Annotated in this window: 23 protein-coding genes; 15 read left to right on the top strand and 8 right to left on the bottom strand. The window is 69.1% G+C overall.

Annotation, left to right across the window (positions count from 1 at the left end; all coding sequences use genetic code 11):
* Positions 1–33: 33 nt before the first annotated feature.
* Genes B141_RS0111155 through B141_RS0111165 form a run of 3 tightly spaced genes read right to left on the bottom strand, consistent with a single transcriptional unit; the run spans position 34 to position 3,269 of the window.
* The gene (locus B141_RS0111155; RefSeq protein ID WP_020575247.1) at positions 34–942 is read right to left on the bottom strand and encodes a carbohydrate ABC transporter permease; all 909 of its coding nucleotides are present in this window, start codon (positions 940–942) and stop codon (positions 34–36) included.
* A 3-nt stretch (positions 943–945) separates the two neighbouring features.
* Positions 946–1,905 (bottom strand): carbohydrate ABC transporter permease, encoded by a 960-nt coding sequence (locus B141_RS0111160; RefSeq protein ID WP_020575248.1) that lies wholly within the window; start codon positions 1,903–1,905, stop codon positions 946–948.
* On the bottom strand, positions 1,905–3,269 hold the full coding sequence (locus B141_RS0111165) for an ABC transporter substrate-binding protein (RefSeq protein WP_020575249.1): 1,365 nt from the start codon (positions 3,267–3,269) through the stop codon (positions 1,905–1,907). Before B141_RS0111165 ends, B141_RS0111160 begins: the two co-directional genes overlap by 1 nt.
* Before the next feature lie 123 nt (positions 3,270–3,392).
* Between B141_RS0111165 and B141_RS45480 the strand changes: the two genes are divergently transcribed.
* On the top strand, positions 3,393–4,199 hold the full coding sequence (locus B141_RS45480; RefSeq protein ID WP_020575250.1) for a DeoR/GlpR family DNA-binding transcription regulator: 807 nt from the start codon (positions 3,393–3,395) through the stop codon (positions 4,197–4,199).
* A gap of 123 nt (positions 4,200–4,322) precedes the next feature.
* Positions 4,323–7,718: a S8 family peptidase gene (locus B141_RS0111175; protein ID WP_157180942.1), complete on the top strand. Its 3,396-nt coding sequence runs from the start codon at positions 4,323–4,325 to the stop codon at positions 7,716–7,718.
* Between the two features lie 4 nt (positions 7,719–7,722).
* Here B141_RS0111175 and B141_RS0111180 read toward each other — a convergent pair whose 3' ends face one another.
* On the bottom strand, positions 7,723–7,944 hold the full coding sequence (locus tag B141_RS0111180; protein WP_026257115.1) for an FmdB family zinc ribbon protein: 222 nt from the start codon (positions 7,942–7,944) through the stop codon (positions 7,723–7,725).
* A 101-nt stretch (positions 7,945–8,045) separates the two neighbouring features.
* Between B141_RS0111180 and B141_RS0111185 the strand changes: the two genes are divergently transcribed.
* The 4 genes from B141_RS0111185 (at position 8,046) to B141_RS0111200 (ending at position 11,294) form a co-directional block, all read left to right on the top strand.
* Positions 8,046–8,336 carry a hypothetical protein gene (locus tag B141_RS0111185; protein ID WP_040420986.1) on the top strand — a complete coding sequence of 97 codons (291 nt, stop codon included), beginning with the start codon at positions 8,046–8,048 and terminating at the stop codon, positions 8,334–8,336.
* A 60-nt stretch (positions 8,337–8,396) separates the two neighbouring features.
* The gene (locus tag B141_RS0111190) at positions 8,397–9,218 is read left to right on the top strand and encodes an alpha/beta hydrolase (RefSeq protein WP_020575254.1); all 822 of its coding nucleotides are present in this window, start codon (positions 8,397–8,399) and stop codon (positions 9,216–9,218) included.
* 115 nt (positions 9,219–9,333) lie between these two features.
* Positions 9,334–10,467 carry a Gfo/Idh/MocA family protein gene (locus tag B141_RS0111195; RefSeq protein WP_020575255.1) on the top strand — a complete coding sequence of 378 codons (1,134 nt, stop codon included), beginning with the start codon at positions 9,334–9,336 and terminating at the stop codon, positions 10,465–10,467.
* A gap of 41 nt (positions 10,468–10,508) precedes the next feature.
* A complete protein-coding gene (locus tag B141_RS0111200) occupies positions 10,509–11,294 on the top strand; it encodes a ThuA domain-containing protein (RefSeq protein ID WP_020575256.1) in 786 nt (261 codons plus the stop codon).
* A 63-nt stretch (positions 11,295–11,357) separates the two neighbouring features.
* Here B141_RS0111200 and B141_RS0111205 read toward each other — a convergent pair whose 3' ends face one another.
* The 3 genes from B141_RS0111205 to mce form a co-directional block, all read right to left on the bottom strand.
* Entirely contained in the window at positions 11,358–12,590 is a 1,233-nt protein-coding gene (locus B141_RS0111205; protein ID WP_020575257.1) for an AI-2E family transporter, read from the bottom strand.
* A gap of 134 nt (positions 12,591–12,724) precedes the next feature.
* The gene (locus B141_RS0111210; RefSeq protein WP_020575258.1) at positions 12,725–13,942 is read right to left on the bottom strand and encodes a coiled-coil domain-containing protein; all 1,218 of its coding nucleotides are present in this window, start codon (positions 13,940–13,942) and stop codon (positions 12,725–12,727) included.
* Between the two features lie 218 nt (positions 13,943–14,160).
* The gene (gene mce / locus B141_RS0111215; protein ID WP_040421012.1) at positions 14,161–14,613 is read right to left on the bottom strand and encodes a methylmalonyl-CoA epimerase; all 453 of its coding nucleotides are present in this window, start codon (positions 14,611–14,613) and stop codon (positions 14,161–14,163) included.
* Positions 14,614–14,693: 80 nt separating this feature from the next.
* Here mce and B141_RS0111220 point away from each other — a divergent pair, with 80 nt between their 5' ends.
* From B141_RS0111220 to B141_RS0111250, 7 genes are all read left to right on the top strand, one after another.
* A complete protein-coding gene (locus tag B141_RS0111220) occupies positions 14,694–15,908 on the top strand; it encodes an acetyl-CoA C-acetyltransferase (protein ID WP_020575260.1) in 1,215 nt (404 codons plus the stop codon).
* Between the two features lie 149 nt (positions 15,909–16,057).
* A complete protein-coding gene (gene meaB / locus B141_RS0111225; RefSeq protein ID WP_020575261.1) occupies positions 16,058–17,053 on the top strand; it encodes a methylmalonyl Co-A mutase-associated GTPase MeaB in 996 nt (331 codons plus the stop codon).
* Between the two features lie 147 nt (positions 17,054–17,200).
* Positions 17,201–17,368, top strand: a complete 168-nt coding sequence (locus tag B141_RS50265; RefSeq protein ID WP_169512920.1) for a hypothetical protein — start codon at positions 17,201–17,203, stop codon at positions 17,366–17,368.
* The gene (locus B141_RS40070) at positions 17,365–18,027 is read left to right on the top strand and encodes a PH domain-containing protein (RefSeq protein ID WP_020575263.1); all 663 of its coding nucleotides are present in this window, start codon (positions 17,365–17,367) and stop codon (positions 18,025–18,027) included. Before B141_RS50265 ends, B141_RS40070 begins: the two co-directional genes overlap by 4 nt.
* Before the next feature lie 396 nt (positions 18,028–18,423).
* Entirely contained in the window at positions 18,424–19,389 is a 966-nt protein-coding gene (locus B141_RS45485; RefSeq protein WP_020575264.1) for a phosphatase PAP2 family protein, read from the top strand.
* Positions 19,390–19,451: 62 nt separating this feature from the next.
* The gene (locus B141_RS0111245; protein WP_026257119.1) at positions 19,452–19,967 is read left to right on the top strand and encodes a MarR family winged helix-turn-helix transcriptional regulator; all 516 of its coding nucleotides are present in this window, start codon (positions 19,452–19,454) and stop codon (positions 19,965–19,967) included.
* Between the two features lie 91 nt (positions 19,968–20,058).
* Complete coding sequence (locus tag B141_RS0111250; protein WP_026257120.1) at positions 20,059–21,798, top strand: coenzyme B12-dependent isobutyryl-CoA mutase large subunit; 1,740 nt, start codon at positions 20,059–20,061, stop codon at positions 21,796–21,798.
* A 4-nt stretch (positions 21,799–21,802) separates the two neighbouring features.
* On the opposite strand, the gene B141_RS0111255 is transcribed toward B141_RS0111250, so the two are convergent.
* Positions 21,803–22,762, bottom strand: coding sequence for a zinc-binding dehydrogenase (locus B141_RS0111255; RefSeq protein ID WP_202805738.1), 960 nt, complete (start codon positions 22,760–22,762; stop codon positions 21,803–21,805).
* A 38-nt stretch (positions 22,763–22,800) separates the two neighbouring features.
* Here B141_RS0111255 and B141_RS0111260 point away from each other — a divergent pair, with 38 nt between their 5' ends.
* Together B141_RS0111260 and B141_RS0111265 are read left to right on the top strand one after the other, a co-directional pair.
* Positions 22,801–24,270, top strand: a complete 1,470-nt coding sequence (locus B141_RS0111260) for an FGGY-family carbohydrate kinase (protein ID WP_040420989.1) — start codon at positions 22,801–22,803, stop codon at positions 24,268–24,270.
* A 108-nt stretch (positions 24,271–24,378) separates the two neighbouring features.
* Positions 24,379–25,341: a type IV toxin-antitoxin system AbiEi family antitoxin domain-containing protein gene (locus B141_RS0111265; RefSeq protein WP_026257121.1), complete on the top strand. Its 963-nt coding sequence runs from the start codon at positions 24,379–24,381 to the stop codon at positions 25,339–25,341.
* Positions 25,342–25,343 lie beyond the last annotated feature (2 nt).

Below are 25,343 nucleotides of genomic sequence, written 5' to 3' on the forward strand. Positions count from 1 at the left end.
CTGCGTTGGATGATTCGCTCGCTCATCGCGCGCTCATCCCTTCACCGATCCCTCGATCAGGCCGGCGACGAACCACCGTTGGACGATGAGATAGAGCAGCACCAGCGGCGCGGCCACCAGCACGAGGATCGCGAACAACGCGCCCGGATTTCCGACGTAGACACCGCTGTACTGCTGGGGGATCAGCGGCAGGGTCTTCATCGTGTCCTTCGTCATCACAGTGAGCGCGAGGAAGAACTCGTTCCAGCTGGTGATGAACTGCCAGACCGCGACGAAGATCATCGAGGGTCGCAACATCGGAAGGACGACCTGGGTGAGCAGCTTCCGGGCACTGACCCCATCGATGACCGCGGCCTCGAACACCTCCTTCGGCAGGCTGTGCATGAAACCCACGAGCACGACGACCGCGAACGGAATGCCCAGGGCGGCGTACGGCCCGATCAGGCCCCAGTAGTTGTTGATCCCGCCGAACATCTGCAGCAGTGCGCCGAGCGGCACCACCAGCGCACCGAGCGGCACCATCAGCGTGATGAGGATGGCGGCGTACATCGCCTGGCTGTACCGCAGCTTCAGGACCGTCGTTCCGTACGCGAAGAACGCGCCGGCGGCCGCGACGATCGCTGTGGACACGGCGGAAACGAGGACGGAGTTGAGCAGGTAACGCGGGATCGGGTTGTCCTTGAAGACCACGAGGAAGTTGTCGAACGTGACGTGGGTGCTCAGGATCGAAGAATCGAAGGCGTTCTCGGGCGGCCGGAGCGAGACGCTGACGAGGTAGACGACCGGCAGCAGCCAGATCACTGCCACCGCGGACAGCAGCGTGACGGCGACCCGGGAACGCCACCGCGGGCGGACGGAGCCGACGTTGGCGGCGGCCATCGAGGCGCCGGGATCGGTGCCACCGTCGGTTGACAGATGCGAAGGAGCGGTCTGCGTGGCCATCTGTCACTGTCCCCCGACACTCATCCGGGTTCCGAGCAGCTTCATCTGGGTGGCGGTCAGCACGAACGCGATCAGCAGGGTCGTGACCGACAGCGCCGACGCGTAGCCGTTTTGGTCGAGCAGGAAGCTGGTACGGAAGATCTGCGTACCAAAGATCTCGCTGGCGTGGTTGGGCCCGCCGGACGTCATCAGATAGACCAGCGGGAATGTCTGGAGCGTGCCGATGATGCCGAGCATCACCAGGCTCTTGGTCACCGGCGAAATCATCGGGATGACGATGTGGCGGGCCAACTGCCAACCGCGCGCACCGTCGATCTCGGCGGCCTCCATCGTCTCGCGCGGGATGCGGTTGATCCCCACGATGTAGAGCAGCATCGAGAAGCCGGTGAACTCCCAGATGTTCACGACGATGATCGCGTAGATCGCGGTGCGGGGGTCCGCGAGCAGGTTGGTGCTGAGGTGGATACCCACGCTGTCAAGGAGACCTTGCAGGGGGCCGTAGCCCGGCGCGTACATCTGCGACCACACGATCGCGATCACCGAGGCGCTGGTGACCAGCGGGACGAGGAAGGCGGTCCGCAGGAAGCTCTTGCTCCGCTTGGCGTGCTTCTCGATGAAGTACGCGAGCGTGCCGCCGACCACCGTCTGGATACCGATGGTGAGGATTGCCCAGGCCAGCATGTTGCGGCCGGCGGTCCAGAAGACGGGGTCGGTGACGACCGCCTGGAAGTTGGCCAGCGGGCCAGTACCCGCGCTCGCGTCGTCCCGCACCGAGAGGCTCGCCGTCAGCACCGAGACGATGGGATAGCCGATGAAGACGACGAAGAACAGGATCGCTGGTGCTAGGAACAGATAGCCGGCCCGCCGGCTGCCGAGCAGCGTGGCGAAGTCGGCTTCTCCGTTTCGCCGCGGCCGCCCTCGCCGGGAGAGGGCGGCCGGACGAGTACTCAGCGCCTGGGCCATCAGCCGCCCAGCGCCTTCGCCTGAGCTGCTTGCACCTTCGCAAGAGCGGCCTTCGGCTGTTGCTGCCCGGCGGCGACGGCGGCGAGCGCGTTGTCGAGCGCGGTCTGGACCGACGGTGAGGCGAAGCGTTGGTTCACCGCGTCCGGAAGCTGCTTGACCAAACGGTCATACAACTCGGTGACGTGCGGGCTCACCGAGCCCGGAAGCTGTACGCCGTTGAACGCCGGCAGGTCGTTGACGTCGACCAGGGCAGCCTTGCCGGCGTCACCGTTCACCAGGCTGGCAAGGAACTTCCACGCGTGGGCCTTCTTCTCGCCGTTCTTGGTGAGGCCGTAGCCGACGTCGATACCACCGACGACCGCGCCCGGCTTGCCGCCGGCGTGGATGGCCGGGAAGTCGAAGTAGTCGAATCCCTTGAGGTCCTGGGTGAGCGGCGGGATCGGCGGGTCGAGCTGGGCCTGCTGCAGCCACCAGGAGCCGAGCGTCATCATGCCGACCTTGCCGGCACCGAACAGCTGGGCGCCGGTGGGGTAGGCCTGTGCACCGAGCGCACCGTCCTGGAAGACGCCATCGGTGAAGAGCCGGCGCCAGGCGGTCATCGCCTCGACGAGCTCGGGCGCGGTCCACTGGACCTTCCCGGCCTGGGCGTCGTCGGTGATCCCGCGGCGCAACTGGTTGGCCAGGATGAGGAAGACGTTCTCGTTCTGCCACGCACCGGCGGCGCCCTGGTACATCGGCAGGTAGCTGTTGGCGCGGAGCTTCTTCGACACCGCGACCAGCTCGTCGAAGGTGGTCGGAACGCTGAGCTTCAGCTTGGCGAAGGCCTCGCGGTTGTACCAGACACACAGGACCTGCGACTCGTGGGCGACCATGTAGTAGTTCTTGTCGCCCTCGGGGTTGCCGAGGCGCATCTGCTGCAGGTTGACGGGGGCGAGCTGCTTCTCCCAGTCAGAGCCGAAGCTCTTGGCCGCGAGGTCCTGGAGCGGAGCGAGCTGGGAGCGGTACTGCTGCGTGAGAGACCCCGGCTGGAGCCCGATGACGTCGGGCAGCGTGCCGCTGCGGGCCGCCGTCTTCAGCGCCGTGAGGTACTCCGGGTCGTAGTTGTAGTAGCTGTAGTTGATGGTGACACCTGGATTGGCCTTCTCATACGCCTTGATGGCCTTGTCCATCGTGCTCTTCACGAACCACGACCAGACGGTGACCGTCTGGCTGTCTCCCTTGTCCCCGCTGCTCGTCGTGGTGCTTGACGGCTTGTTGCTCGTCCCCACGCATCCGGCGAGCAGGGAGCCCACGGCGGCGACCGCCGCGCCGGACAGGACGGTTCGCCGAGAGATCCCGTTGACCCCGTTACCGTGCTCCGACATGTAGTCAGCTTTCTTAGAGGTTTCGTTTGCTTACGAAACACTTTCGAAACGATGGCGGTCAGCTTTGCATTACGGCTGGCTTCGGCGCAAGGGGGTGGGCTAGGTTTACGCGCGGAGGTGGGGATGGCGATCCCGTCGATGGATGAGCGGGCGCGGACGATCGAGCGACTCCTGCTGGAGCGCGGACGGGTCAGCGTCGATGAGCTGGCGCGGTTGTTCGGGACGTCACCCGTCACCGTCCGGCAGGACCTCACGACTCTCGAGGCTGACGGCAAGCTCCGGCGCGTCCGCGGTGGTGCCGTCCGGGTGAGTAACGGCGCTGACGGTGCGGCGTTCGACTTCCGCCTCCGCCAGCAGCAGGACGAGAAGCGGTCGATCGCCGAGCGGGCGGCGGAGCTGGTGTCAGACGGCGACGCGCTCGTGCTCGACTGCAGTACGACGACCTACCACCTGGCGCGCCGGCTGACGCACGCGCGGCGCAACCTCATCGTCGTCACGAACGGACTACGGATCGCGCAGGTCCTCTCCGAGAACCCCACGATCACCGTGATCATGCCGGGTGGCACTGTCCACGCGACGGCGCAGGCGCTGGTCGGAGGGGTGCCCGAGACCCTGAGCGGGGCGGGCCGGTTGAGCAAGGGCTTCTTCGGGCCGTGGGCGGTGTCGGCCGAACTCGGCTACCTCGACGTCCACGCCGGAGAGGCCGACTTCAAGCGCTGGATGGTCGAGGCCTGCGACCAGTTGGTCGCGCTCTTCGACTCCTCGAAGTCGAGCCACTTCGCGTTCATACCGTTCGCCCAGCTGTCAGACGTCCACGTGAGCGTCACCGACCGGGGCATCCCCGACCAGCTCACGAAGGCACTGCGTAAGGCCGGGCAGGAGATCCTGCTCGTCGACCCCGAGCAGCAGCCGGCGTCCGAAGACGCCTGACGATTCCGGCGTTTGGGCGCGGGCCTGCGCCGGGCCATGCAACCTTGTTGCCCATCGCGGGCGTCCTGCCGGCGACGGGTATTGCTTCGTCACGTCTGCAGTGCGTCTGCTTGGGGGAAATGCATGCGCGGTCTTCGGAGGACTCTGCTCGCCTTGACGGTGGGCGCGATGGCGGTAGCTGGAATCTGGAGTTCCGGGGCAACGGCCGCGACCTCGACGGCAGGCAAGCCCGCCGTACCCGATCGGGACGAGATCTCGACGGTCACGTTGATCAGCGGTGACCGGGTACGCCTGACCACTCGGGCCGGGGGCGTCAGAAGCGTCGTGCCGATTCCCGGTCCGGGCCGCAGCAAGGTCGTCTTCAGCATCCGCCAGCGCGGCCGCGACGTGGAGGTGGTGCCCTCGGACGCGGCACCGTTGCTCCTGACCGGGCGGCTCGACCGGCGGCTCTTCGAGGTTGCCCGCCTGGCCGCCGCGGGATACGACGACGCCAGGACGAAGCGGATTCCGCTCATCCTTCAGTACGCGCCCGGCCGGAGTGGGTTCGCCGCCGTTCCGCGTGGTACCACCATCGGGCGGCCGCTGCCCAGCGTGCGGTCAGCCGCGGTGTCAGAGCCCAAGGGCGAGGCGGTGAGCTTCTGGCGTTGGCTCGTCGGCCAGGCGGCGGCCGCGCCCGGGACCGGTCCGTCGATCCGGGGCGGCGCCCTGGCCGGCGACGTCGAGAAGGTCTGGCTGGACGGCCCGGTGCGGGCCACCCTTGACCGGAGTGTCCCGCAGACGGGCGCGCCGAAGGCATGGCAGCTCGGCTACACCGGTAAGGGGGTGCAGGTGGCTGTCCTCGACAGCGGTGTCGACCGTGACCACCCCGACCTCAAGGGAGCGGTGGTGGCTGAGCGGGACTTCATTGGAAGTCCGTCCGGTGCCGACGACCGATTCGGCCACGGTACGCATGTGGCGTCCACCATCACCGGGAGCGGGGCCGCCTCGAACGGTCGCTACAAGGGAATGGCTCCTGACGCCACGCTGCTCAACGGCAAGGTCCTCAACGACGAGGGCAGTGGCACCGAGTCGTCCGTCATCGCCGGCATGGAATGGGCCGCCGACCAGGGCGCCCGGATCGCCAACATGAGCATCGGCTCGTCCTTCGCGACCGACGGTACTGACCCCGTGTCGCTCGCGCTGAATCGCATCACCGCGCAGAAGGGCACGCTGTTCGTCGTCGCCGCCGGCAACAACGGGCCCTACGAGGAGAGCATCACCTCTCCCGGCTCGGCCGACGCCGCACTCACTGTCGGGGCGGTGGGCTCGACGGGTACGACCGCGGAGTTCTCGAGCCGGGGCCCGAGAGTGACCGACTTCGCCCTCAAGCCGGACCTGGCGGCGCCCGGTGTGGGCATCGTGGCCGCTCGGGCGGGCGGATCGTTCCCCGAGGAGCCGGTGGGCGCCTCCTACGCGAGGATGTCGGGAACCTCGATGGCCACCCCGCACGTCGCCGGAGGTGCGGCACTGCTCGCCCAGCTACGGCCGACCTGGAAGGCCGCCGAGCTCAAGGCGATGCTGGTCGGCTCGGCGAAACCCAAGGCGGGTGAAGGTGTCTTCGACCAGGGCGCGGGCCAACTCGACGCCGCCAGGGCGCTGACCCAGCGGGTGAGCGCCGACCGGAGCAGCGTCTCGCTCTATCTGAAGTGGCCGCACACCGCCAAGACCAGCCGGGTGGTGACCTACCGCAACACCACCGCCGCCGCCGTCACCCTCACCCTCCGCGTCAGCGCGGCGGATGGCAGCGGCGATCCCGCCCCCGCCGGGGTCGTCACCCTCGACAAGAAGACGCTCACCATTCCGGCCCGGAGCACCGCGCCGGTGACCCTCACTGTCAACCCCCGGATGGGCATGGCCGGCACGGTCTACCACGGCCGGATCACCGCGAGCGGTGGAGCGGTCGCCGTACAAACCCCGTGGACGGCGTACGTCGAGGAAGAGGCGTACGACCTCACGATCAAGGCCACCGATCGCGACGGCCAACTGATCGACCGGCTCGACCAGGCGTTCCTCGCCCAGCCGGTCGTCGCCGACCCCACCTCGGGGGAGGTTTTCTGGCTCCGGCCGGTCAAGGGTGGGCTCGGAGTCCGGTTGCCGCGCGGGCACTACACGTTCGGCGAGATCATCGTGACGGAACACGGGATCAAGCCACCCAGCTTCACCCACCTTTCCAGGCCGAACTTCACCCTGACCGGCAACCTCACCTTGACGCTCGACGCCCGGGCGGCGAAGTTGGTCCAGGCCCGGGTGGAGGCACCCGACGCTTCGACGGTCGTCACGACGTTTGGCACCGTCGAACTCGTCGGCGGGTTTCCGTGGACCACCCTGGTGAACCTCCCGGGCACCCAGCGGTACCCGACGTACGCGCTGCCGACCGCCGCCGTGACGGACCGGACCTACATGTTCGCCCTCTACAAGGCGCTGGACTCCGGCCGCGGCACCTATGACCTGGTCCTCGGGCAGCAGGGTCGGGTGCCCGCCAACCCGGCGTACTCAGTCCGCGACGCCGACCTCGTGCGGCTGGACTCGAGGTTCGACGCGGGCGGCGTCGGGCTGGACGTCGAGGGCGTGTGGTTCCGCCAGGCCGAACTCCCTCGCGGTGTGACGACCGGGCTCGGGTGGTTCTACACCACGCCGCTCCCCAGCCGGCGGACGCGGCTGTTCAGTGCGGAGTTCGGCTCGGGGACCGGCCCAGGGGAGCCGCTGATCTGGTCGGACACTCTCGACGTCAGGTCGAACATCTCGCGGACGTGGTTCACCGAGTTCCATGACCCGGCCACCTATCATCCTGGCCAGCGGGTCAGCCGCACCTGGAACCCTGCGGCGTTCCGCCCGCACGGCCAGGGCAACCGCAGTGTCGACGGGAGCATGAACTTCTGGTTCGCGCCGTTCAGCTCCTCGCTCACCAGCGGTAGCCAGGCGGTCTGGGATGCCACCGGCATCGCGGGCAAGGTCACCTTGCGCAGGGCTGGCAAGGTCGTCGCGGAGTCGACCGATCCGTTCCTGCTCGACGCGGGCGTCCAGCCGAGCCCCCGGAGCACGTACACCCTCGATGTCTCGGCGAAGCGGAAGGTGCCATGGTCGACCTACGCCACCACGGTCACCGGCCGCTGGGTGTTCTCCTCCGCCACACCTGCCGACGAAGTGGGGTTGGTGTCGATGCTGAACATCCTCGCCACCGGTGCGTTCGACGCCCACGGGCGGGCGCCCGCGGGTAAGCCGTTCCGCCTCGACCTTCCGATGTTGGGAGGTCCCGAAACCGGGGTCGTGCGCCGGGTTCAGCTGTCGGTGTCGTACGACGACGGGAAGACCTGGTCAGCGGTCCCGGTCAGCCAGAACCCCACCGGTCGGTGGAGCGCGACTCTGACCCACCCGAACAAGCCGGGCGGCTTCGTGTCGCTACGGATGGGCGCGATCGATGACAAGGGCAACCAGGTCGACGTGACCTCGATCCGGGCGTACGGCCTTCGCGGGGAGTAGCCGCTCAGCCGCAGCCGCAGGCGCCGCCGCAGCAACCACCGCCGGTGGGACCTGCGGCGGCGGGACCTGCGGCGGCAGCCCGGCCGGAGACGGCGACGGTCGACAGCAGCTTGACGGTGTCGTCGTGCCCCTTCGGGCAGGTCGCGGGCGCACCCGCCTCACTCATCGGGCGGGAGTGCTCGAACGTCTCGCCGCAGGCGCGGCAGCGGTACTCATAACGGGGCACGGGACAAGAGTACGGCGCCGGAGCCGGGCGCGTGCGCCACGCGGGCGCGGGATGTGCCGCCCGAGGAGCCCACCGCCGGACTGGCCCGGAAGAATTGGGTGGTGCCCCGACGTTCCAGGCGCCGCCCAGACCCGCCGCAGCGCCCGCTGTTCGGTGGGCACCAGCGGGTGGAGGAGTGGTCTGACGGCGACTGGGTGGTCCGCCAGATCACGGGGGCGACCAGCACCAAGCCGTACCGCTGCCCCGGCTGCGACCAGCTGATCCAGCCCGGGACACCGCACGTGGTGGCCTGGCCGGTCGACCCGCGGTCGTTCGCGGGGACCGGTCTGGACGAACGCCGGCACTGGCACACCGCGTGCTGGCAGGCCCGCGACCGTCGTCGGCGCAGGTGAGCCGGCGGGCGGAGGCGAGGCCGGCGAACCCGGACGGACCTGGCAGGCGACAATCGGGGGGTGAGCAGTCCCGCACCCGACGTGCCCGGCCCCCAGCCGATCCGGGCCAACAGCGTCCTCCCGGCCCGGCGTACCCCGCTCACGCTGGAGACCGCTGACGGGCTCAGGCTCGTCGGCGAGCTGGCCGAGCCACTCGACGGACCGCCGGTCGCGACCCTCATCTGCGTCCACCCCCTGCCGACCCACGGCGGGATGATGGACAGCCACGTCTACCGCAAGGCGGCCTACCGCCTGCCGGCACTGGCCCGGATCGCCGTGCTCCGCTTCAACACCCGCGGCACCGAGAGCGTGCAGGGCCGGAGCAAGGGGGAGTTCGACCGCGCGGTCGGTGAGCGCTACGACGTGGCCGCTGCGATCGAGTACGCCGAGTTCGCCGACCTCCCCCGGATCTGGCTCGTGGGCTGGTCCTTCGGCACCGACCTTGTCCTGATGTACGGCTGCGACCCCGCGATCGAGGGCGCGATCCTGCTGTCGCCGCCGCTGAAGTTCGCCCGGCCCGAGCACCTCGCGACGTGGGCCGCGTCGGGCAAGCCGGTGACAGCTCTCGTCCCCGAGTTCGACGACAACCTGCGCCCGGCCGAGGCGGTGGAGCGGTTCGCCGCGATCCCGCGGGCGGAGGTGGTCGCGATGGCGGGCGCCAAGCACCTCTGGGTCGGTGACGCGGACCGGGTCCTCGACGAGATCGTGGCGCGGGTGGCGCCCGACGTGGGAACGCTCCCACGTACCTGGGACGGCCCGATGCAGTATGCCGACGCCAGTGCGTACCGTGACCAGACCGTGGCAGCGTTCGCCGACCGGCCGGTCCCCGGACCAGGCGAGTAACCACACAACTGGTCCGGTCCACCCGCAGGTTTCGCCAACTGGCCGGGGTTGGCCAAACCGGCCCGCTCTTTTGGAGTAGCGGAAAGGCGCTGGGCCATACCTACACTGGTCGGCGATGAGCACGAACGTACCTGCGGCCGCCACTTCTGCGGCCGCTCAGTCTGAACAGTCCCTTCCTCTTCGCGTTGGCGTCATCGGCCTGGGTTTCGCCGGACAGGCGGCCCTCAAGGGCTATCTCGCCCTCCCCGATGTCGACGTCATCGCCCTGGCTGGCTTGGAGGCTGACCGCCTTGCCGAACTCGGCAAGGAGCATGCGATTCCCCATCTCTACGAACGCTGGCAGGACCTGCTCGAGCGTGACGACCTCGACGCGGTGAGCGTCGCCACGCCGACGCACCTGCACGCGCCGATCTCGATCGCGGCGCTCGAAAGCGGCAAACACGTCCTGTGCGAGAAGCCCCTCGCCCGTTCCGGCGAGGAAGCCCAGGCGATCGTCGACGCGGCGGTGAAGGCGAACCGCGTCCTCAAGGTGTGCTTCAACCACCGCGAGCGCGGTGACGTCGCGGTCCTCAAGCGGCATCTCGACGCTGGTCAACTCGGACGGGTCTACTACGCCAAGGCGCACTGGATGCGGCGCAACGGCATTCCCGGCCTCGGCAGCTGGTTCACCAACCGCGAGATGGCTGGCGGCGGCCCGCTCATCGACCTCGGTGTCCACATGCTCGACATGGCGCTCTACCTGCTCGGGGAGCCCCGGGTGATCTCCGTGAGCGCGTCGACGTTCTCCGAGCTGGGCCCCCGAGGGCTCGGCGGGTCGGAGTACTCCGCCAAGCTGGCCGTCGGGTCGGCATACGAGGTCGAGGACCTCGCGACCGCCTTCCTGCGGTTGGAGGGCGGCGGTGCCCTGCAGCTGGAGACCAGCTGGGCGACGTTCCGCAAGCCCGGTGACGACTTCGGTGTGGCGTTGTACGGCACGGACGGCGGCGCCCAGATCAGCGTCGAGAACTACGCGCGCGAGGACACGCTGCGGATCTACACCGACGTGGCCGGTGCCCCGGCCGAGGTGCGGCCGCGGGTGCTGCCTGGTGAAGGTCACCGGGCGGTCGTCCGTGAGTTCGTCAACCTCATCCGTGGCGGTGACTGGTCCGCCCACGTGGGGCGTGACGGGCTCGCCCGGGCGCAGATCATCGACGCCTGCTACCTCTCCGCCCTCGAGGGGCGCGAGGTGCTGGTATCCGCCGGGGCGTAACCCCCGAGACTTCGCACACGAGTGACAGAGGGAGCAACACAATGAGCGCGTCCCCGATCCGGGTGACCGTGTGGGGCGAGAACGTCCACGAGAGCCGTGACGCCTCCGTCAAGGAGATCTACCCCGACGGTATGCACGGGGCGATCGCCAACGGCATCTCCGCCAACCTCGGCGACAACGTGGTCGTCCGTACCGCCACCCTGCAGGAGCCCGAGCACGGCCTCACCGAGGAGGTGCTGGCCGAGACCGACGTCCTGACGTGGTGGGGTCACGCGGCCCACGGCGAGGTGTCCGACGAGGTTGTCGACCGGGTGCAGGAAGCCGTCCTCGGCGGCATGGGTCTGATCGTGCTGCACTCCGGCCACTTCTCCAAGATCTTCCGCCGGCTCATGGGCACGACCTGCTCGCTGGACTGGCGGAGTGACAACGACCGCGAGCTGGTCTGGACGGTGGCGCCCGACCACCCGATCGCGGTGGGCGTACCCAACCCGATCATCATCCCGGCGCAGGAGATGTACGGCGAGTACTTCGACATCCCGCAGCCGGACGAGCTGGTGTTCATCAGCTCGTTCAGCGGTGGCGAGGTGTTCCGGAGTGGCTGCGCCTACCGCCGGGGCCGGGGCCGGTTGTTCTACTTCAGCCCGGGTGACCAGGAGTACCCCGTCTACCACCACCCCGACGTCCTGCGAGTGATCGCGAACGCCGTGGGCTGGGCCGCGCCCACCGGCGCCGAGCGAGTGACGCCGTTCGTCTCGCGCCGGCCGACCGGGTGGTACGAGTCCGGTGAGACCGTCTCGGCGACCGACCCGCGGCTCGCGCAGTCCTGAGACTCCGCGTAGTCCTGAGGTAGTCCTGACGCCTGACCGCCGCCGTATGCGTACGTGCGGCGGTCAGGCGTCTTCGAGCCTCGGATGGATCACTTCGCGGATGAGCAACAGGATGGCCGCGGCGGTGGGTACGGCGAGCAGGGCGCCCAGGATGCCGAGCAGTGAACCCCCGACCAACGCCGCGACCACGATCACGGATCCCGGGACGTTGACGGACCGCTGCATGACTCTGGGGTAGATCAGGTAGTTCTCGATCTGCTGGTAGATGATGAAGTAGATGAGGCAGGCGATCCCGATCTTGACGTCGGTGAGCAGCCCGACGGAGGTCCCTACCACCGCCGAGACCGCGCCGCCGATCAGCGGGATCAGCCCGAGGACGGCCACTGTGATGGCCAGCGCGAGGGCGAACTCATGGAGCCCCGCGATCATGAAGAAGATGAACGCCGCCGTGGCCGCGATGGCCGCGACCGCGATCTGGCCGCCGACGTAGCTGCCGACCCGATCCAGGATCTCGTCGCCCAGCCGGGTCACCCGCACCCGCCGCGAGCGCGGGACGAACTTGTAGAGCGCACTCTTGGTGGCCGGGAGAGACCCGAGGAAGTACAGCGTCAGGACCAGAACAGTGAACACGCTGAAGAGCGTGCTGAAGACGACCCGGCCGGCTCCGAGAACGCCGCCGAACAACCGCTCGGCCAGACCACCGCTGGTGATGTACTCCTGGACCTTCTTGGTGATCTCGTACTGATCGTCCAGCTGCATGAGATTCCGGTCGGTGCGCAGCCGGTCGAGCCACTCCGGCAGCAAATTGACCAGCGTGGTCACCTGATCGGTGACGACGGGGATGATCGCGAGGCCGAGCAGGCTGAGGATCACGGCGAGGCCCACGAAGACCGCGGCCACGGCAAGACCCCGGCGTACTCGGCGCCGCACGAACCACTCGACCACGGGGTTGAGGCCGACCGCGAGGTACAGCGAGATGACCAGCAGGACCAGCACGCTGCGGGCGGAGGCGAGCATGTTGGCGAGTTGCCAGGCGAGCAGGGCACCCATCGCCCCGAAGAAACCGAGATAGAACGGCGAGTGCCGGCTCAACCGTGCGCCGGGCGGACCGAAGCGCATGGGCTCCGGGCTCAGGCGCTCGGCCGCGACCGCCGCCGCCGGCTCGGCGGCGCCGGAGTCCCGCGGTCCGTCGGACGCGGACTGGTCTCCGGTGGGTTCGTCAGCCGCTGTCGGCTGGTGAGCCTTTCCGTTCCCTGCCTCGTTGGTGGGCGACGCCACCGCCTCGTCTCCGCTCATCACTCCGCCGTTCCAGCCTTCAGGTCATCCTGGCCACTCAGACGTGAAGGCTCTCACGGCGCGAGCGCGACCGCACGTCGGGTGGGGTGGCAGGCGGTGGCCGGAACGGGCGATCCCGTGAATGCGGAGCGTGACTACTTGCCTCGCTGCGGCTGGGACCCGCTGGACTGCTGGCGTTCGCTTCCGGTCGACGTCGCGGGGGGTTTGGCCGGACTCGAACTCGGTGGAGCTGTCGTCGTCGCCGTGGCCGTGCCTGAGGGCGCGCTGCTCCCGCCGGCACTGGCTCCGCCGGACGCGGGGGTGCGGTTGGCGCCGCTGAGGGCGGTCGGCCGGGGCTGGTCGGGTACGCCGGCGATGACGCTGACGTTGTCGCGCAGCCTGGTGAGGCTCTCGATCAGGTCGTCGCGCTGGCGGCGCAGGCTGGCGATCTGGCGTTCGGCAGCGGCGCTTTCCTCGCGCGCCTTGGTCTGGGAGTCCCGGACGATGCGTTCGCCCTCGGCCCGCGCCTCCTTGCGGATCTGCTCGGCGTCGCGGCGGGAGCGGGCGAGCACCTGGGCCACCCGGTCGTTGGCGCTGCGCAGGCGCCCCTCGGTGTGCTGGTCGGTTTCCTGGGAACGCTTGTCGGCATCCTGCATGAGCTGCTCGGCGTGGGTGGTGACGCGTTCGGCCTCGGCGGTGGCGTTGGCGTGAACGGCGGCGGCCTCCCGCTGGGCCTTCTCGAGGATGCCGGCGACGGCGCTGCGGCGTTCGGCGACCTCGTGCTCGGCGGCCGCGAGCATCGTGGAGATCTCGTGCTCGGCCGACTGCCGGCGGGCCTTGAGCTGCTGGTCGAGGTCCTTGAGCTGGCGTTCGGCCTTCTCGTTGACCTGGGTCAGGATGTCTTCGCGGCGTTTCTGGGCCGCCTTCACGATGCGCTCGGCTTCTTCCTCGGCGGCGTTGCGGACCTTCTCACCTTCGTCGGTGGCGCGTCGCCGAACCTCCGAGGCCAGGCGTTCGGCGTCGTCGGTGACCCGTCGAGCCTCCGCGTGCGCGTCCGCGCGGACTTCAGAAGCCGTTTCCTCGGAGCGGCTCTCGACGTCGAGCGCCTGCTCTTCGGAGAGCCGCAGAATTTCCTGGGCACGCCGGCCGAGCTTTGCCCAGGTGGGTTCGCCGGCGTCTTCGAGCGCCCGCCGATTCGCATCGAGGTCTCTTTGGAGTGCACTGATCCGACGGTCACAGTCAGCCAGGTTGGACTCGAGCCGCCCGACTACTGAATCGACCTCATGGCGGTCATAACCAAGAAGAACGGTGGTGAACGCGCCGACAGCGCTGCCCTTCTCCAGCAGGCCGAGGCCCTCGTCGGGTTCAGACATCTGTGCTCCTCACGGCGTCGATCAGTGTCCCATGGTGCCTGCCCCGATTGTCCCTGCCCAACCTTGGGTATGGCACGTCGGCACGCTCGTGGCGCCCACAGGGCTTGGAACGGAGGCCTGGCCGCGGCCCAGGGAGCAAGCCCACCTCAACCTTGACACGAGGAAGGAGCGTCGTGGGCCTACACCGCCAGGATTTTCGGCTTTCTTCGCGATGATGGCTAGTTCCGGCGGGCCGGTTGGACGAGTTCGACGAGCACACCGCCAGCGCTCTTCGGGTGGACGAAATTCACCCGGGAGTCGGCCGTGCCCCGTCGGGGTTTGTCATAGAGGAGTTCGAGACCGCGGGCGCGCAATGTATCTGAGGCCGCCTCCACATCGTCGACGGTGTAGGCGACCTGGTGAACTCCCTCACCGCGGGAGGCGAGAAACTTCGCGATCGGCGACTGGTCGTTCAGTGGTGCGAGCAGCTGAATCATCGGGCCCGCTTCGTCGCCGACCGCGAGCATCGCCTCGCGTACCCCCTGGTCCTCGTTGACCTCGCTGTGGACGACCCGCATCCCGAAGGTCTGCGCGTACCACGCGATGGCGGCGTCAAGGTCGGGCACGGCGATGCCGACATGGTCGATGGCGCGGACGACCGGCGGTGGCGAGTCAGGGAATTCCTCGAGCATGGCTCCATCCTGCGCCATCGCGGCCGGCATCCGGGCTTGACCTGGCCGGACACTCGGGCAGGTGAGCGTAGGGTGACTGCGTGGGATCGGTCATCGTCGCCGGCGCGCGTACGCCGATGGGTCGGTTGCTCGGCGCGCTCAAGGACTTCTCCGCCGTCGAGTTGGGCGGCATCGCGATCAAGGCCGCGCTGGACCGCTCCGGGGTCGCTCCCGAGCAGGTGCAGTACGTCCTGATGGGTCACGTCCTCCAGGCGGGGACCGGCCAGATCACTGCCCGGCAGGCCGCGGTCAAGGCGGGCATCCCGATGACAGTGCCCGCGCTCACGGTCAACAAGGTGTGCCTGTCGGGCCTGGACGCGATCGCCCTCGCCGACCAGTTGATCCGGGCGGGGGAGTTCGACCTCGTGGTGGCCGGTGGCATGGAGTCGATGTCCAACGCACCGCACCTGCTCCCGGAGTCGCGGACCGGCGCGCGCTACGGCGACGCGACGCTGGTCGACTCGATGATTCGTGACGGGCTCTGGGACGTCTTCACCGAGGCGTCGATGGGCGAGCTGACCGACCACTCCAACGCCAGGCTCGGCATCTCCCGCGAAGACCAGGACGCGTACGCCGCGCGCTCCCACCAGCTCGCCGCGGCGGCCCAGAAGGACGGTGTCTTCGACCAGGAGATCGCCGCCATCCAGGTTCCGCAGCGCCGAGGTGAACCCCTCGCGGTGACGGCCGACGAGGGAATCCGCCCCGACACGACCGCTGAGCGGCTCGCCGGGTTGCGGCCGGCGTTCGGTCCTGCCGGCACGATCACCGCCGGATCGTCCTCGCAGATCTCCGACGGCGCCTGCGCGGTGGTCGTCGCCCGCCGGGAGACGGCCGAGGCGCTCGGTCTTTCCTGGATCGCGGAGATCGGTGCCCATGGCGTGGTGGCCGGTCCCGATTCGTCGTTGCAGTCACAGCCGGCCAACGCCATCCGGGCGGCCTGCGCCAAGGAGGGGATCAGCCCGGACGACCTCGACGTGGTGGAGATCAACGAGGCGTTCGCGGCCGTCGCCGTCCAGTCGATGCGCGAGCTGGGTCTATCAGAAGACAAGGTCAACCCGCACGGCGGTGCGATCGCGCTCGGACATCCGCTCGGTATGTCGGGTGCCCGGCTCGTGCTCCACCTCGCCCTCGAGCTCGCCCGTCGCGGTGGTGGCGTGGGATCTGCGGCGCTGTGCGGCGGCGGTGGCCAGGGCGACGCGTTGATCCTGCGAGTGCCGTCCGGTGAAGGGCGAGCCGTCCGCGGAGCGAACGAATGATCACGTATACGTGGTCATTGCATGCCTCACACGGCGTCGACACCATGCGAGGCCGGTAATGACCACGTATACGTGATCATTCAGGTCCGAGCGCCCGCCCGAACGCGGCGCGAGCATGAGTTCCGAGCGGCGATGAGGGTGGAGCGGCGATGAGGGTGGAGCGGGCGCGGGCTGGACAACGGCGCGACGTACCCTCCCTCGTCGAGTCCGCCCGGTCCGGTGATCCGCGCGCGGTCGCCCGGCTGATCTCTCTGGTCGAGGACGCCTCACCACGCCTCCGGGAGGTCGCCGCCGCCCTCATTCCGTACGCCGGTCAGGCGGAGGTCATCGGCATCACCGGGGCACCCGGGGTGGGCAAGTCGACCTGCACCTCCGCGTTGGTCACGGCGTATCGCCGGGCGGGTCGCCGGGTCGGCGTCCTCGCCGTCGATCCCACCTCGCCGTTCTCCGGAGGCGCCCTCCTCGGCGACCGGGTCCGGATGCAGGAGCACGCCACCGACCCTGACGTCTTCATCAGGTCGATGGCCACCCGCGGCCACCTCGGCGGCCTTGCCTGGGCGACACCTCAGGCGCTTCGGGTCCTGGACGCCGCCGGCTGCGAGGTGATCCTGGTCGAGACGGTCGGCGTCGGACAGTCCGAGGTCGAGGTGGCGGGGCTCGCCGACACCACCCTTGTGCTGCTCGCTCCCGGCATGGGGGACGCGGTCCAGGTGGCGAAGGCCGGTCTCCTCGAGGTCGGAGATGTGTACGTCGTCAACAAGGCGGACCGCGACGGAGCCGACCGGGTCGGACGAGATCTTCGCCACATGCTCGCCCTGGGCGAGCACCGGGAGGGTTCCTGGATCCCTCGGATCGTCCGCACTGTGGCCACGACCGGCGACGGGATCGACGCGGTGGTCGACGCGGTGACCCAGCACCGGGCGTATCTGCGTGAGTCGGGGGAGTTGGCCCGCCGGCGGACCCGCCGCGCGCATGACGAAATCGCCGAGCTGACCCTGGTCGACCTGCGCAAACGCCTGGACCTGCTACCGCACGACCGCCGCCTTGACGCGCTCGCCGAGCGCGTGGTGGCTGGCGAGCTGGACCCCTATCAGGCCGCCGACGAGCTGGTCGCGGAGGTGCTCGGCGCGCCGTCCCCTTCGTGAGGTCTCTGGATCACTTAGGCTTCTGGGACCACGCTGTGGACATGTACGCCGTTTACTCTTTGCGGCGTGGCCGATACCACTTAGAGTTCGTGGTGGGCTACAACACGCAAGCAGGCCGCACAGGGGTCCCAGGGAGGAGTGCCGAACGTGACAGCAGGTACGAAGAAGGTCGTGACCTGGTTGGTCATCGCCTTTGTTGCGTTCTACTTGATCACCAATCCGGACAACGCCGCCGGTGCCGTCCGTGGCGCTGGCAGCTTTCTTAGTACTGGATTCGAGTCCGTCATCCGGTTCCTGACCTCAGTCTTCGCGTGACCGGACCCCTCCGCTGGGTCCGCCGAGCCCTGGCTGATCCAAGAATCGTGCGGCACCTCCTCTCCGACGAGGGCGAGGTGGTGGTCGACGAGGTACGCCACCACTGGGTGGTCTATCTCCTCCCGATCCTGGAGTGCCTCGGTGCCCTGCTGTTGTTCGGGGTGATGATCAACCTCCCTGTCAACGCCGCCTGGGTGCCGTTCGCCGCCGCACTGGTCTTGTTGGCGCACGCCGGTTGGCGTGCGCTCAACGAGCACATGGACCGCTTCGTCATCACCAACATGCGGGTGTTCCGGGTCAAAGGCGTTCTGACCAAGAAGATCGCCACCACGCCGATCATGAGGATTCTCGACATCACCGTCGACAAGCCGTTCATCGGTCGGATCCTCGGCTACGGGCACTTCATCTTCGAGTCGGCGGCGCAGGACCAGGGCCTTCGTGAGATCAAGTACGTCGGACGTCCCGACCAGCGTGACCTCACGATCCAGCGTCTGTTGCAACGTTCGGGTCTCCGCGCGACGGCCAAGGAGCAGGACGACGAGGAGGAGGACGAGGGTCCCTCGGCGGCGACGACGGCGGCCATGGCGCGCAGACGCGCCGGGCGCGCCAACCACCCCCGCCAGCCCCGGCCACCCACCGCTCGCCGCCTTCCGCGTTAGAGCCGTTCGCACGCGCCAGTCCCAGAGTTTTCGCCGCCGTCCGCTACCGGGCGGCGGCGATTCGTATCCGGGGGCAGCCAGGTTGTGGGGTACGGATCGTTACCTGGCCGCCGTGGATTCTCACCCTGGCTGGGTAGGCTTCGGGCTGGCCGGAGGCGTCACCCGCCCAGTGGTGGGCCCGTCATCCCGGCTGGTTAGCCCGAGGTGAACGGTTCAATAACGCTCCGAATATGACGAAGGAGTAGGAACCGGACCAAGTCGTACACCGTCTATCGTCGGGTACGTCGACCAGGATGTCGCTTGCGGCGTCCGCACAGTGTGTGGTTCCGGCCCCGCTCGGGCTTCGCCCGTCCGGGCCCACCCCCACCGCTGTCGATCGAAAGGAGCCGGCTCGCCATGGACAGTCGGGTCTCGGGAACTCGACGAGACGGGTCCAGCGGTGCGCGTTCGAGATTCCCCGTTCTGTCGGTTGCCCTTTTCGTCGGAGTCCTTGCGATCTTTGGGGATCTGGCGCGCGGCGGGCCCTTGCTTCGTCTCGACGCCGAGGTGGCGGGCATCTGGCAGTTCCAAGGTCCTTACGACTATCCATTCGCCGACGGTGTTGACCGAATTGGCCAGCGGCTCATCTGTCTGCCGCTGCTTTTCCTTGTCGCCTACCTGCTGAGCCGGCGGATCCGTAGCATCCGACCCCTTGTCATCGCGGTGGGGGCGACGTTCGCCCTCAACCTCGTGGTCGGACTCCTGAAGCTCGCGAGTGGCCGGGAGAGCCCGCGCACCGGCGGACCGGCTCTTTTCGTCGGCGACAACGTGCTCTTTCCCTCGGGTCACACAGCCAACGTGATCTTCGTGTACGGCCTGATCGTGGCGCTGCTCGTGCGGTACGGCCAGATCCGGGCGCATCAGCGACGCCTCCTCATGGCGGCAGTCGGGCTGGTCGGCGTGGTCATGACCGTCGTCTCCGTCTACCGCCACACCCACTGGCTGAGTGACCTGGTGGCGGGCGCCATGATCGGCGGCGCCATGCTCGAGCTGTCGCTCACTGCCGACCGCGAGTGGCATCGGCTGGTCGGCTGGCTCCGCCGGCTCGCCGGACCGACCTGGGTGGTCGTCGAGTGGGTGGTCCGGCGGATCCGCCCGCGCATCGTGCCACCGGCCCCGGCGGGCCGTCCGCCGCGCCGGTCCGATGCCGAGATGGAGTCGGTCTCAGGTCCATCGTCCCGGCTGTCAGGCCCGGGCCGGCCCACCTCCGGGCCACGGGCACCCAAGCCGTCCGCACCTGCCCGGCTCACCCGGCCGCGAGGCGCTCATCAGGATGTTCGCCCGCCGGAGTCACTGGCCGGTCCACCGTCCCGGCGCCCGTAAGCCTGGTCCGTACGCCGGGCCAGCGCACATGGGTGCGGTAGCCGCCTGTTACTTTCCTCGTCATGGCGAAGAGGAGGCCGCTGCCGTTCGACCCAGTGCAGGAAGCCGCGCGACAGTGGGAGAGCCACTTTGGCGCAGACGCCGCGGTCGAGCCGATGCGGGCGGTCACTTCGCTCATGCGGGTCCAGCAGATCGTGCTGGGACGACTCGACGAGATCCTGCGCCGGTATGACCTGACCTTCGCCCGTTACGAGGCGTTGGTGCTGCTGACCTTCACCCGCTCCGGTGCGCTCCCGCTGGGCAAGATGGGTGAGCGCCTGCAGGTGCATCCGACCTCGGTGACCTCGATCGTGCGCCGGCTGGAGCGTGACGGGCTGGTCCGGCGTACCCCCCATCCCGAGGACGGTCGCGGCGTGCTCGCGGAGGTGACCGACGAGGGACGGGCGGTCGTGGAGGCGACGACCAAGGAGTTGGTCGCGATCCGGTTCGGGTTCAGCGCGCTCGACGACGCGGCGCTCACGACGGTCCACGCCCTCCTCACCGAGATCCGGCGTGATGCCGGAGATTTTCTGACCTGAGTCCTCCGTTACGTTTGCCGCCCACCGTTTAGTTGGACGTCCTACTATCGAGGACGAGGTGGAACCCGCGCAGGGCGTACGGGAGGTCCCCATGAGGGCTGAAGACATCGCCGCTGGTCGCCGCCGCTGGCAGCAGCGGTACGCCGCGGCGGCCGAACGTGGTCCCGGACAGCCACGCGAGGCGGCCGGTCCGCCGCGCGAGGCGGCCGAGCAGCAGCAGCAGCCGTCCCGGCAGTGGACGACGCTGTCGGGTGAGGAGGTCGAGCCCGTCTACGGCCCACCCGAGGCGACCGAAGACCCGAGGTTCGAGCGGATCGGCTGGCCCGGGGAGTACCCGTTCACGCGCGGGCTCTACCCGACCGGATATCGCGGACGGACCTGGACGATCCGGCAGTTCGCGGGCTTCGGGAACGCCCGGCAGACCAACGAGCGCTACAAGATGATCCTCGCCGCCGGCGGGGGCGGGCTCTCCGTGGCGTTCGACATGCCGACGTTGATGGGGCGCGACTCCGACGAGCCGCAGGCCCGGGGTGAGGTCGGGCACTGCGGGGTCGCGATCGACTCGGCGGCCGACATGGACGTGCTCTTCGCCGGCATCCCGCTGGACGAGGTGACCACCTCGATGACGATCTCGGGCCCGGCCGTCCCGATCTTCTGCATGTATCTCGTCGCCGCCGAGCGCCAGGGCGTCGACGTCGGCAAACTCAACGGCACCCTGCAGACCGACATCTTCAAGGAGTACATCGCCCAGAAGGAATGGTTGTTCGCGCCGCAGCCGCACCTGCGCCTGATCGGCGACCTGATGGAGTTCTGTGCCAAGGAGATCCCGGCGTACAAGCCGTTGTCGGTGTCGGGTTACCACATCCGTGAGGCTGGTGCGACGGCCGCGCAGGAGCTGGCGTTCACCCTTGCGGACGGGTTCGGGTACGTCGAGCTCGGGCTGTCCCGTGGCCTGGACGTCGACGTCTTCGCCCCCGGTCTGTCGTTCTTCTTCGACAGCCACATCGACTTCTTCGAGGAGATCGCGAAGTTCCGCGCGGCCCGCCGGATCTGGGCGCGCTGGATGCGTGACGTCTACGGCGCGAAGACCGAGCGGGCGCAGTGGTTGCGATTCCACACCCAGACCGCGGGCGTCTCCCTCACGGCGCAACAGCCGTACAACAACGTCGTGCGTACGACGGTCGAGGCGCTGGCGGCGGTGTTGGGTGGCACGAACTCCCTGCACACGAACGCTCTCGACGAAACGCTCGCTCTCCCGTCAGAACAGTCGGCGGAGGTGGCGCTGCGGACCCAGCAGGTCCTCATGGAGGAGACCGGCGTTCCGAACGTCGCCGACCCGCTCGGTGGCTCGTGGTACGTCGAGGCGCTGACCGACAAACTCGAGGCTCAGGCCGAAGAAACGTTCGCCCAAATCAAGGAGATGGGTGGCGACGGCACGATCACCGCCGGGCTGCTCCGCGGGATCGAGGACGGTTGGTTCATGAGCGAGATCGCCGACTCGGCGTTCCAGTACCAACGGGCACTGGAGAAGGGCGAGAAGAAGATCGTCGGCGTCAACTCCCACAACGAGACCGTGACGGGCGAGGTGGAGATCCTTCGGGTGAGCCACGAGGTCGAACGCGAACAGCGACGGGAGCTGGCGGAGCGGCGTCGTACCCGCGCGCAAGACGTGGTTGACACTGCCCTCCGGCAGCTGGCGGAGGTGGCCCGCACGGACCAGAACATGCTGCCCGCGATGCTGGAGGCGACCCGGGCGGAGGCGACGCTGGGTGAGATCTGCGGCGTGCTGAAGGCCGAGTGGGGGGAGTACCGCGAGCCGGCGAGGTTCTGACCGGTCAGCTGCCCACTGTCAAGACGACCTTGCCATTGACCCGGCGGTGGAGGAGGTCCTCGAGCAGCGGCTTCGCCTCTCCCCACGGCGCGGTCGCCGCGACCTGGGGGTCGAGCAACCCGCTGGCAAGGAGCTGTATGAGGAAGGCGAGCGTCGGCGCCATCGGCGTCCGGGACGCCTCGAGGAGCAGACTGAAGCGCCGGAACACCGTGTCCGGATGGCGGTGTCCCCAGTCGGCGGGCAGCGTCAACGGCTGACCGGACGCGTTGCCGTACGCCACCGCGACTCCGTCCGGCTTCAACCGGTCCATGGCGGCGGCGAGGATCTGGCCGCCCACGCCGTCGACGACCAGATCCGGGAGTTCGTCGGGGACGTCGTCGTACGTCGTGACGACGCTCGCGCCAAGCTCGCCGAGCCCCACGGCGCGCTCCGCGGACCCCACGACCGCGATGACCCGGGCCCCGCCGCGGGCGGCGAGCTGGACCAGGAACCTCCCCACACCGCCACCGGCACCAGTCACGAGAAGGGTGCTGCCGAGCAGCCAGCCTGCCTTCCGTAGCGAGTGGTACGCCGTGAGCCCCGCGACTGGGAGGGCCGCGGCCTCGGTGTCGCGTACTTCTTCGGGAAGGGACGCGAGCGCCCGGGTCGGGACGGCCACGCGTTCGGCCCACCCGGTGCTGGGCGCCACCCCCACCACCCGGGTACCAGCGGCGGGCCCGGAACCATCGTCGGCGGCGCGTACGACGACGCCGGCGACGTCCCAGCCAAGGCGCGATCCCGGCGGGAGCCGCTCCGCGTGCGCGAGCTCGCCGCGGTTGACCGAGACCGCGCGCACCTCCACGACCGCCTCGTCCTCGCGGGGCGATGGCTCGTCGATGTCAGCGAGCCGCAGATCTGTCGGGCCGTGTCCGGTGGTGAGCAGAGCCTTCACGTGCAAGGAGATACCCGTCAGAGATGGGCTCACCCAGGACCGGGTTGACGGGACCTGGCCGCACCGGTGGGATGAGGCGGGTGGCGGACAGCGACGCGATCTGGTTGGGCGTGGACCTTGGTACCCAGGGCGTGCGGGTACTCGCGGTGTCGGGAGCCGGGCGGGTGGTGGCCCGGTCGGGTGTCCCGCTGACCAGCCGGCGGGACGGCCCCCAGCACGAGCAGGATCCCGAGGAGTGGTGGTCGGCGTTCCTGCGGGCCGCGGTGGAGGCGACGCGTGACCTCGATGCGGGCCGGGTGCGCGGACTGTCGGTGTGTAGTACGTCCGGCACGGTGCTGTTCGTCCAGGAGACCGGCGGTGACCCGGCGCGTCCGGTGACGCCGGCCCTGATGTACGACGACGGGCGGGCCGGAGCTTACGCCGAGCGGGCCGCCGCCGACCCCGCGCCGGGATGGGCCGCGGCGGGTGCTCACCCGCAGGCGTCCTGGGGCCTGGCCAAGGCGCTGTGGCTGCTCGACCATCACGACGTACCCGCTGGCGCACGCCTCGCGCACCAGGCCGACCTCGTGACGTCGCGGTTGGTGGGCCAGCCGGTGGCCACCGACTGGAGCCACGCGCTGAAGAGCGGCGTCGACCTCGGTGCGGGCGACTGGCCGGTCGAGACGTTGGCGAGGTTGGGCCTTGCGCCGGCGCGGCTGCCAGGTGTCGTCGCGCCGGGCGCACTACTGGGTCCGGTGAGCGGACGGGCCGCCGAGATCACCGGCATTCCGGCCGGAACGCCGGTCGTCGCGGGGCTCACTGATGGTTGCGCGGCTCAGGTGGCGTCGGGTGCGCTCGCCGCGGGTGCCTGGAACTTCGTCCTCGGCACGACGCTCGTGCTCAAGGGCACGACCGCGCTGCCGGTCGAGGATCCCACCGGAACGGTCTACTCCCACCGGAGCCCGGATGGCGTCTGGTGGCCGGGCGGTGCGTCAAGTGCTGGTGCCGGCGTACTCGCGCGGGAGTTTCCCGACGCCGACCTCGCCGCTCTCGACCGCGCTGCTGGTGCGTACGAGCCGGCCGGCTGCCTCAGCTATCCGCTGGTCGGGACCGGCGAGCGGTTCCCTTTCCGGAGCCCGGACGCGGTGGGATTCACGGTGGGAAGGTCCGCGGACGGGGCGGCCGAGAGGTACGCATCGCTGCTGCAGGGCGTCGGCTTCGTCGAGCGGTTGTCCCTGGACCACGTGCGGGCGTTGGGCGCGCCCGTCACCGGGGCGGTGACGCTCACGGGCGGGGCGACCCGCAGCGCGTACTGGTCCCAGATCCAGGCCGACATCCTCCGCCGGGAGATCGTCGTACCGGAGGTCACCGACGGCGCGTTCGGGATGGCGGTCGTCGCGGCGAGTACGGCGTACCCCTCACTCAGCGACGCGGCGGCGGCCTTGGTGCGGGCGCGTGAGCGGTTCGAGCCGCGGGCAGATGTGTCTGACCGCTTCGACGAGACGTACGACCGGTGGCGCGCGGAGCTGACCGCGCGGGGCTGGCTCGGGGCGGGATCGTGAAGACTTTTCGTCGATATTTGACGAATATCCTTCATCATCTTCCCCGCTGTCCACAGCCTGGCATCTCGCGGCAGCGTCGAGGCGCGGAATCCCGCCATAGTCGGGCGGGTGGGACGAGAACTTCCTCCGGCATTGCGGGACCTCCTCGAGGCTCAAGCGGGTGTCGTCGGCCGACGGCAGGCGCTCGCGGCCGGCGTAACAGATGCCTTCATCAGGACGCAGGTGCGAGCCGGACGCTGGAGGCCGGTCCGCCGAGGCGTCTACGCGACGTTCAGTGGACCGCTTTCGAGGAGCACACAGATCTGGGCCGCGCTTTTGTACGCCGGCGACGGTGCCACCCTGAGTCACGAGACCGCCGCCGAGATGTGGGGGTTTGCCGATCAGCCGAGCACGCTGATCCACGTCAGCGTCCCTCGCCACCGCCGGGTCGTCGACCAGCCGGGTCTTCGTATTCACCTTGCTGGCTGGCTGGAGCGATCGAGGCATCCGGTCCGGACCCCGCCGGTGACCCGCGTCGAGGAGACAGTGCTGGATCTCGCTGATGTCGCGGACAGCATGTCGGAGGTTGTTCTTTGGGTGACCCGAGCGTGTCAGCGGCGCCGGAGCACCCCGGCCCGCCTCCTCCAGGCACTCCAAGCGCGCAAGAAGGCCAGATGGCGGGTTGTGATCAGGAGCATGCTCGCGGACGTGACCGAGGGCGCCGAATCGGCACTCGAGATCGCGTACGTACGGCAGGTGGAGCGAGCCCATGGCCTTCCCGTCGGCGTGCGGCAACGACACCGGCTGTCGGGAAGTCGGAGCCAGTGGACCGATGTGGACTACATGCCCTACGGCGTGATCGTCGAGCTCGACGGGCGGATCGGCCATGTCGAGGACGGTGCGTTCCGGGACCATCGACGTGACAACGCCTCAACGGTGCGCGGCCACGACACCCTGCGGTACGGCTGGGTCGACACCGTGGAGCGCAAGTGCGCGATCGCGTCCGAGGTCGCCTCGGTCCTGCGACGCAGGGGCTGGACAGGTCTGCTGCGACCGTGTGGCCCGGGGTGCGGCCTCGCGGAGGCGGCGTGATC

This window comes from Actinopolymorpha alba DSM 45243 (assembly GCF_000373925.1).
GTDB classification, from domain to species: domain Bacteria; phylum Actinomycetota; class Actinomycetes; order Propionibacteriales; family Actinopolymorphaceae; genus Actinopolymorpha; species Actinopolymorpha alba.

What these genes read in the sequence shown, in the direction of transcription:
- B141_RS0111160 (WP_020575248.1), bottom strand. Translation starts at nt 1,905, where the DNA reads ATGGCCCAGGCGCTGAGTACTCGTCCGGCCGCCCTCTCCCGGCGAGGG.
- mce (WP_040421012.1), bottom strand. Translation starts at nt 14,613, where the DNA reads ATGCTCGAGGAATTCCCTGACTCGCCACCGCCGGTCGTCCGCGCCATC.
- B141_RS45480 (WP_020575250.1), top strand. Translation starts at nt 3,393, where the DNA reads ATGGCGATCCCGTCGATGGATGAGCGGGCGCGGACGATCGAGCGACTC.
- B141_RS0111175 (WP_157180942.1), top strand. Translation starts at nt 4,323, where the DNA reads ATGCGCGGTCTTCGGAGGACTCTGCTCGCCTTGACGGTGGGCGCGATG.
- B141_RS0111250 (WP_026257120.1), top strand. Translation starts at nt 20,059, where the DNA reads ATGAGGGCTGAAGACATCGCCGCTGGTCGCCGCCGCTGGCAGCAGCGG.
- B141_RS0111205 (WP_020575257.1), bottom strand. Translation starts at nt 12,590, where the DNA reads ATGAGCGGAGACGAGGCGGTGGCGTCGCCCACCAACGAGGCAGGGAAC.
- B141_RS45485 (WP_020575264.1), top strand. Translation starts at nt 18,424, where the DNA reads ATGGACAGTCGGGTCTCGGGAACTCGACGAGACGGGTCCAGCGGTGCG.
- B141_RS0111200 (WP_020575256.1), top strand. Translation starts at nt 10,509, where the DNA reads ATGAGCGCGTCCCCGATCCGGGTGACCGTGTGGGGCGAGAACGTCCAC.
- B141_RS0111195 (WP_020575255.1), top strand. Translation starts at nt 9,334, where the DNA reads ATGAGCACGAACGTACCTGCGGCCGCCACTTCTGCGGCCGCTCAGTCT.
- B141_RS0111155 (WP_020575247.1), bottom strand. Translation starts at nt 942, where the DNA reads ATGGCCACGCAGACCGCTCCTTCGCATCTGTCAACCGACGGTGGCACC.
- B141_RS0111260 (WP_040420989.1), top strand. Translation starts at nt 22,801, where the DNA reads ATGAGGCGGGTGGCGGACAGCGACGCGATCTGGTTGGGCGTGGACCTT.
- B141_RS0111210 (WP_020575258.1), bottom strand. Translation starts at nt 13,942, where the DNA reads ATGTCTGAACCCGACGAGGGCCTCGGCCTGCTGGAGAAGGGCAGCGCT.
- B141_RS0111245 (WP_026257119.1), top strand. Translation starts at nt 19,452, where the DNA reads ATGGCGAAGAGGAGGCCGCTGCCGTTCGACCCAGTGCAGGAAGCCGCG.
- B141_RS0111165 (WP_020575249.1), bottom strand. Translation starts at nt 3,269, where the DNA reads ATGTCGGAGCACGGTAACGGGGTCAACGGGATCTCTCGGCGAACCGTC.
- meaB (WP_020575261.1), top strand. Translation starts at nt 16,058, where the DNA reads ATGAGGGTGGAGCGGGCGCGGGCTGGACAACGGCGCGACGTACCCTCC.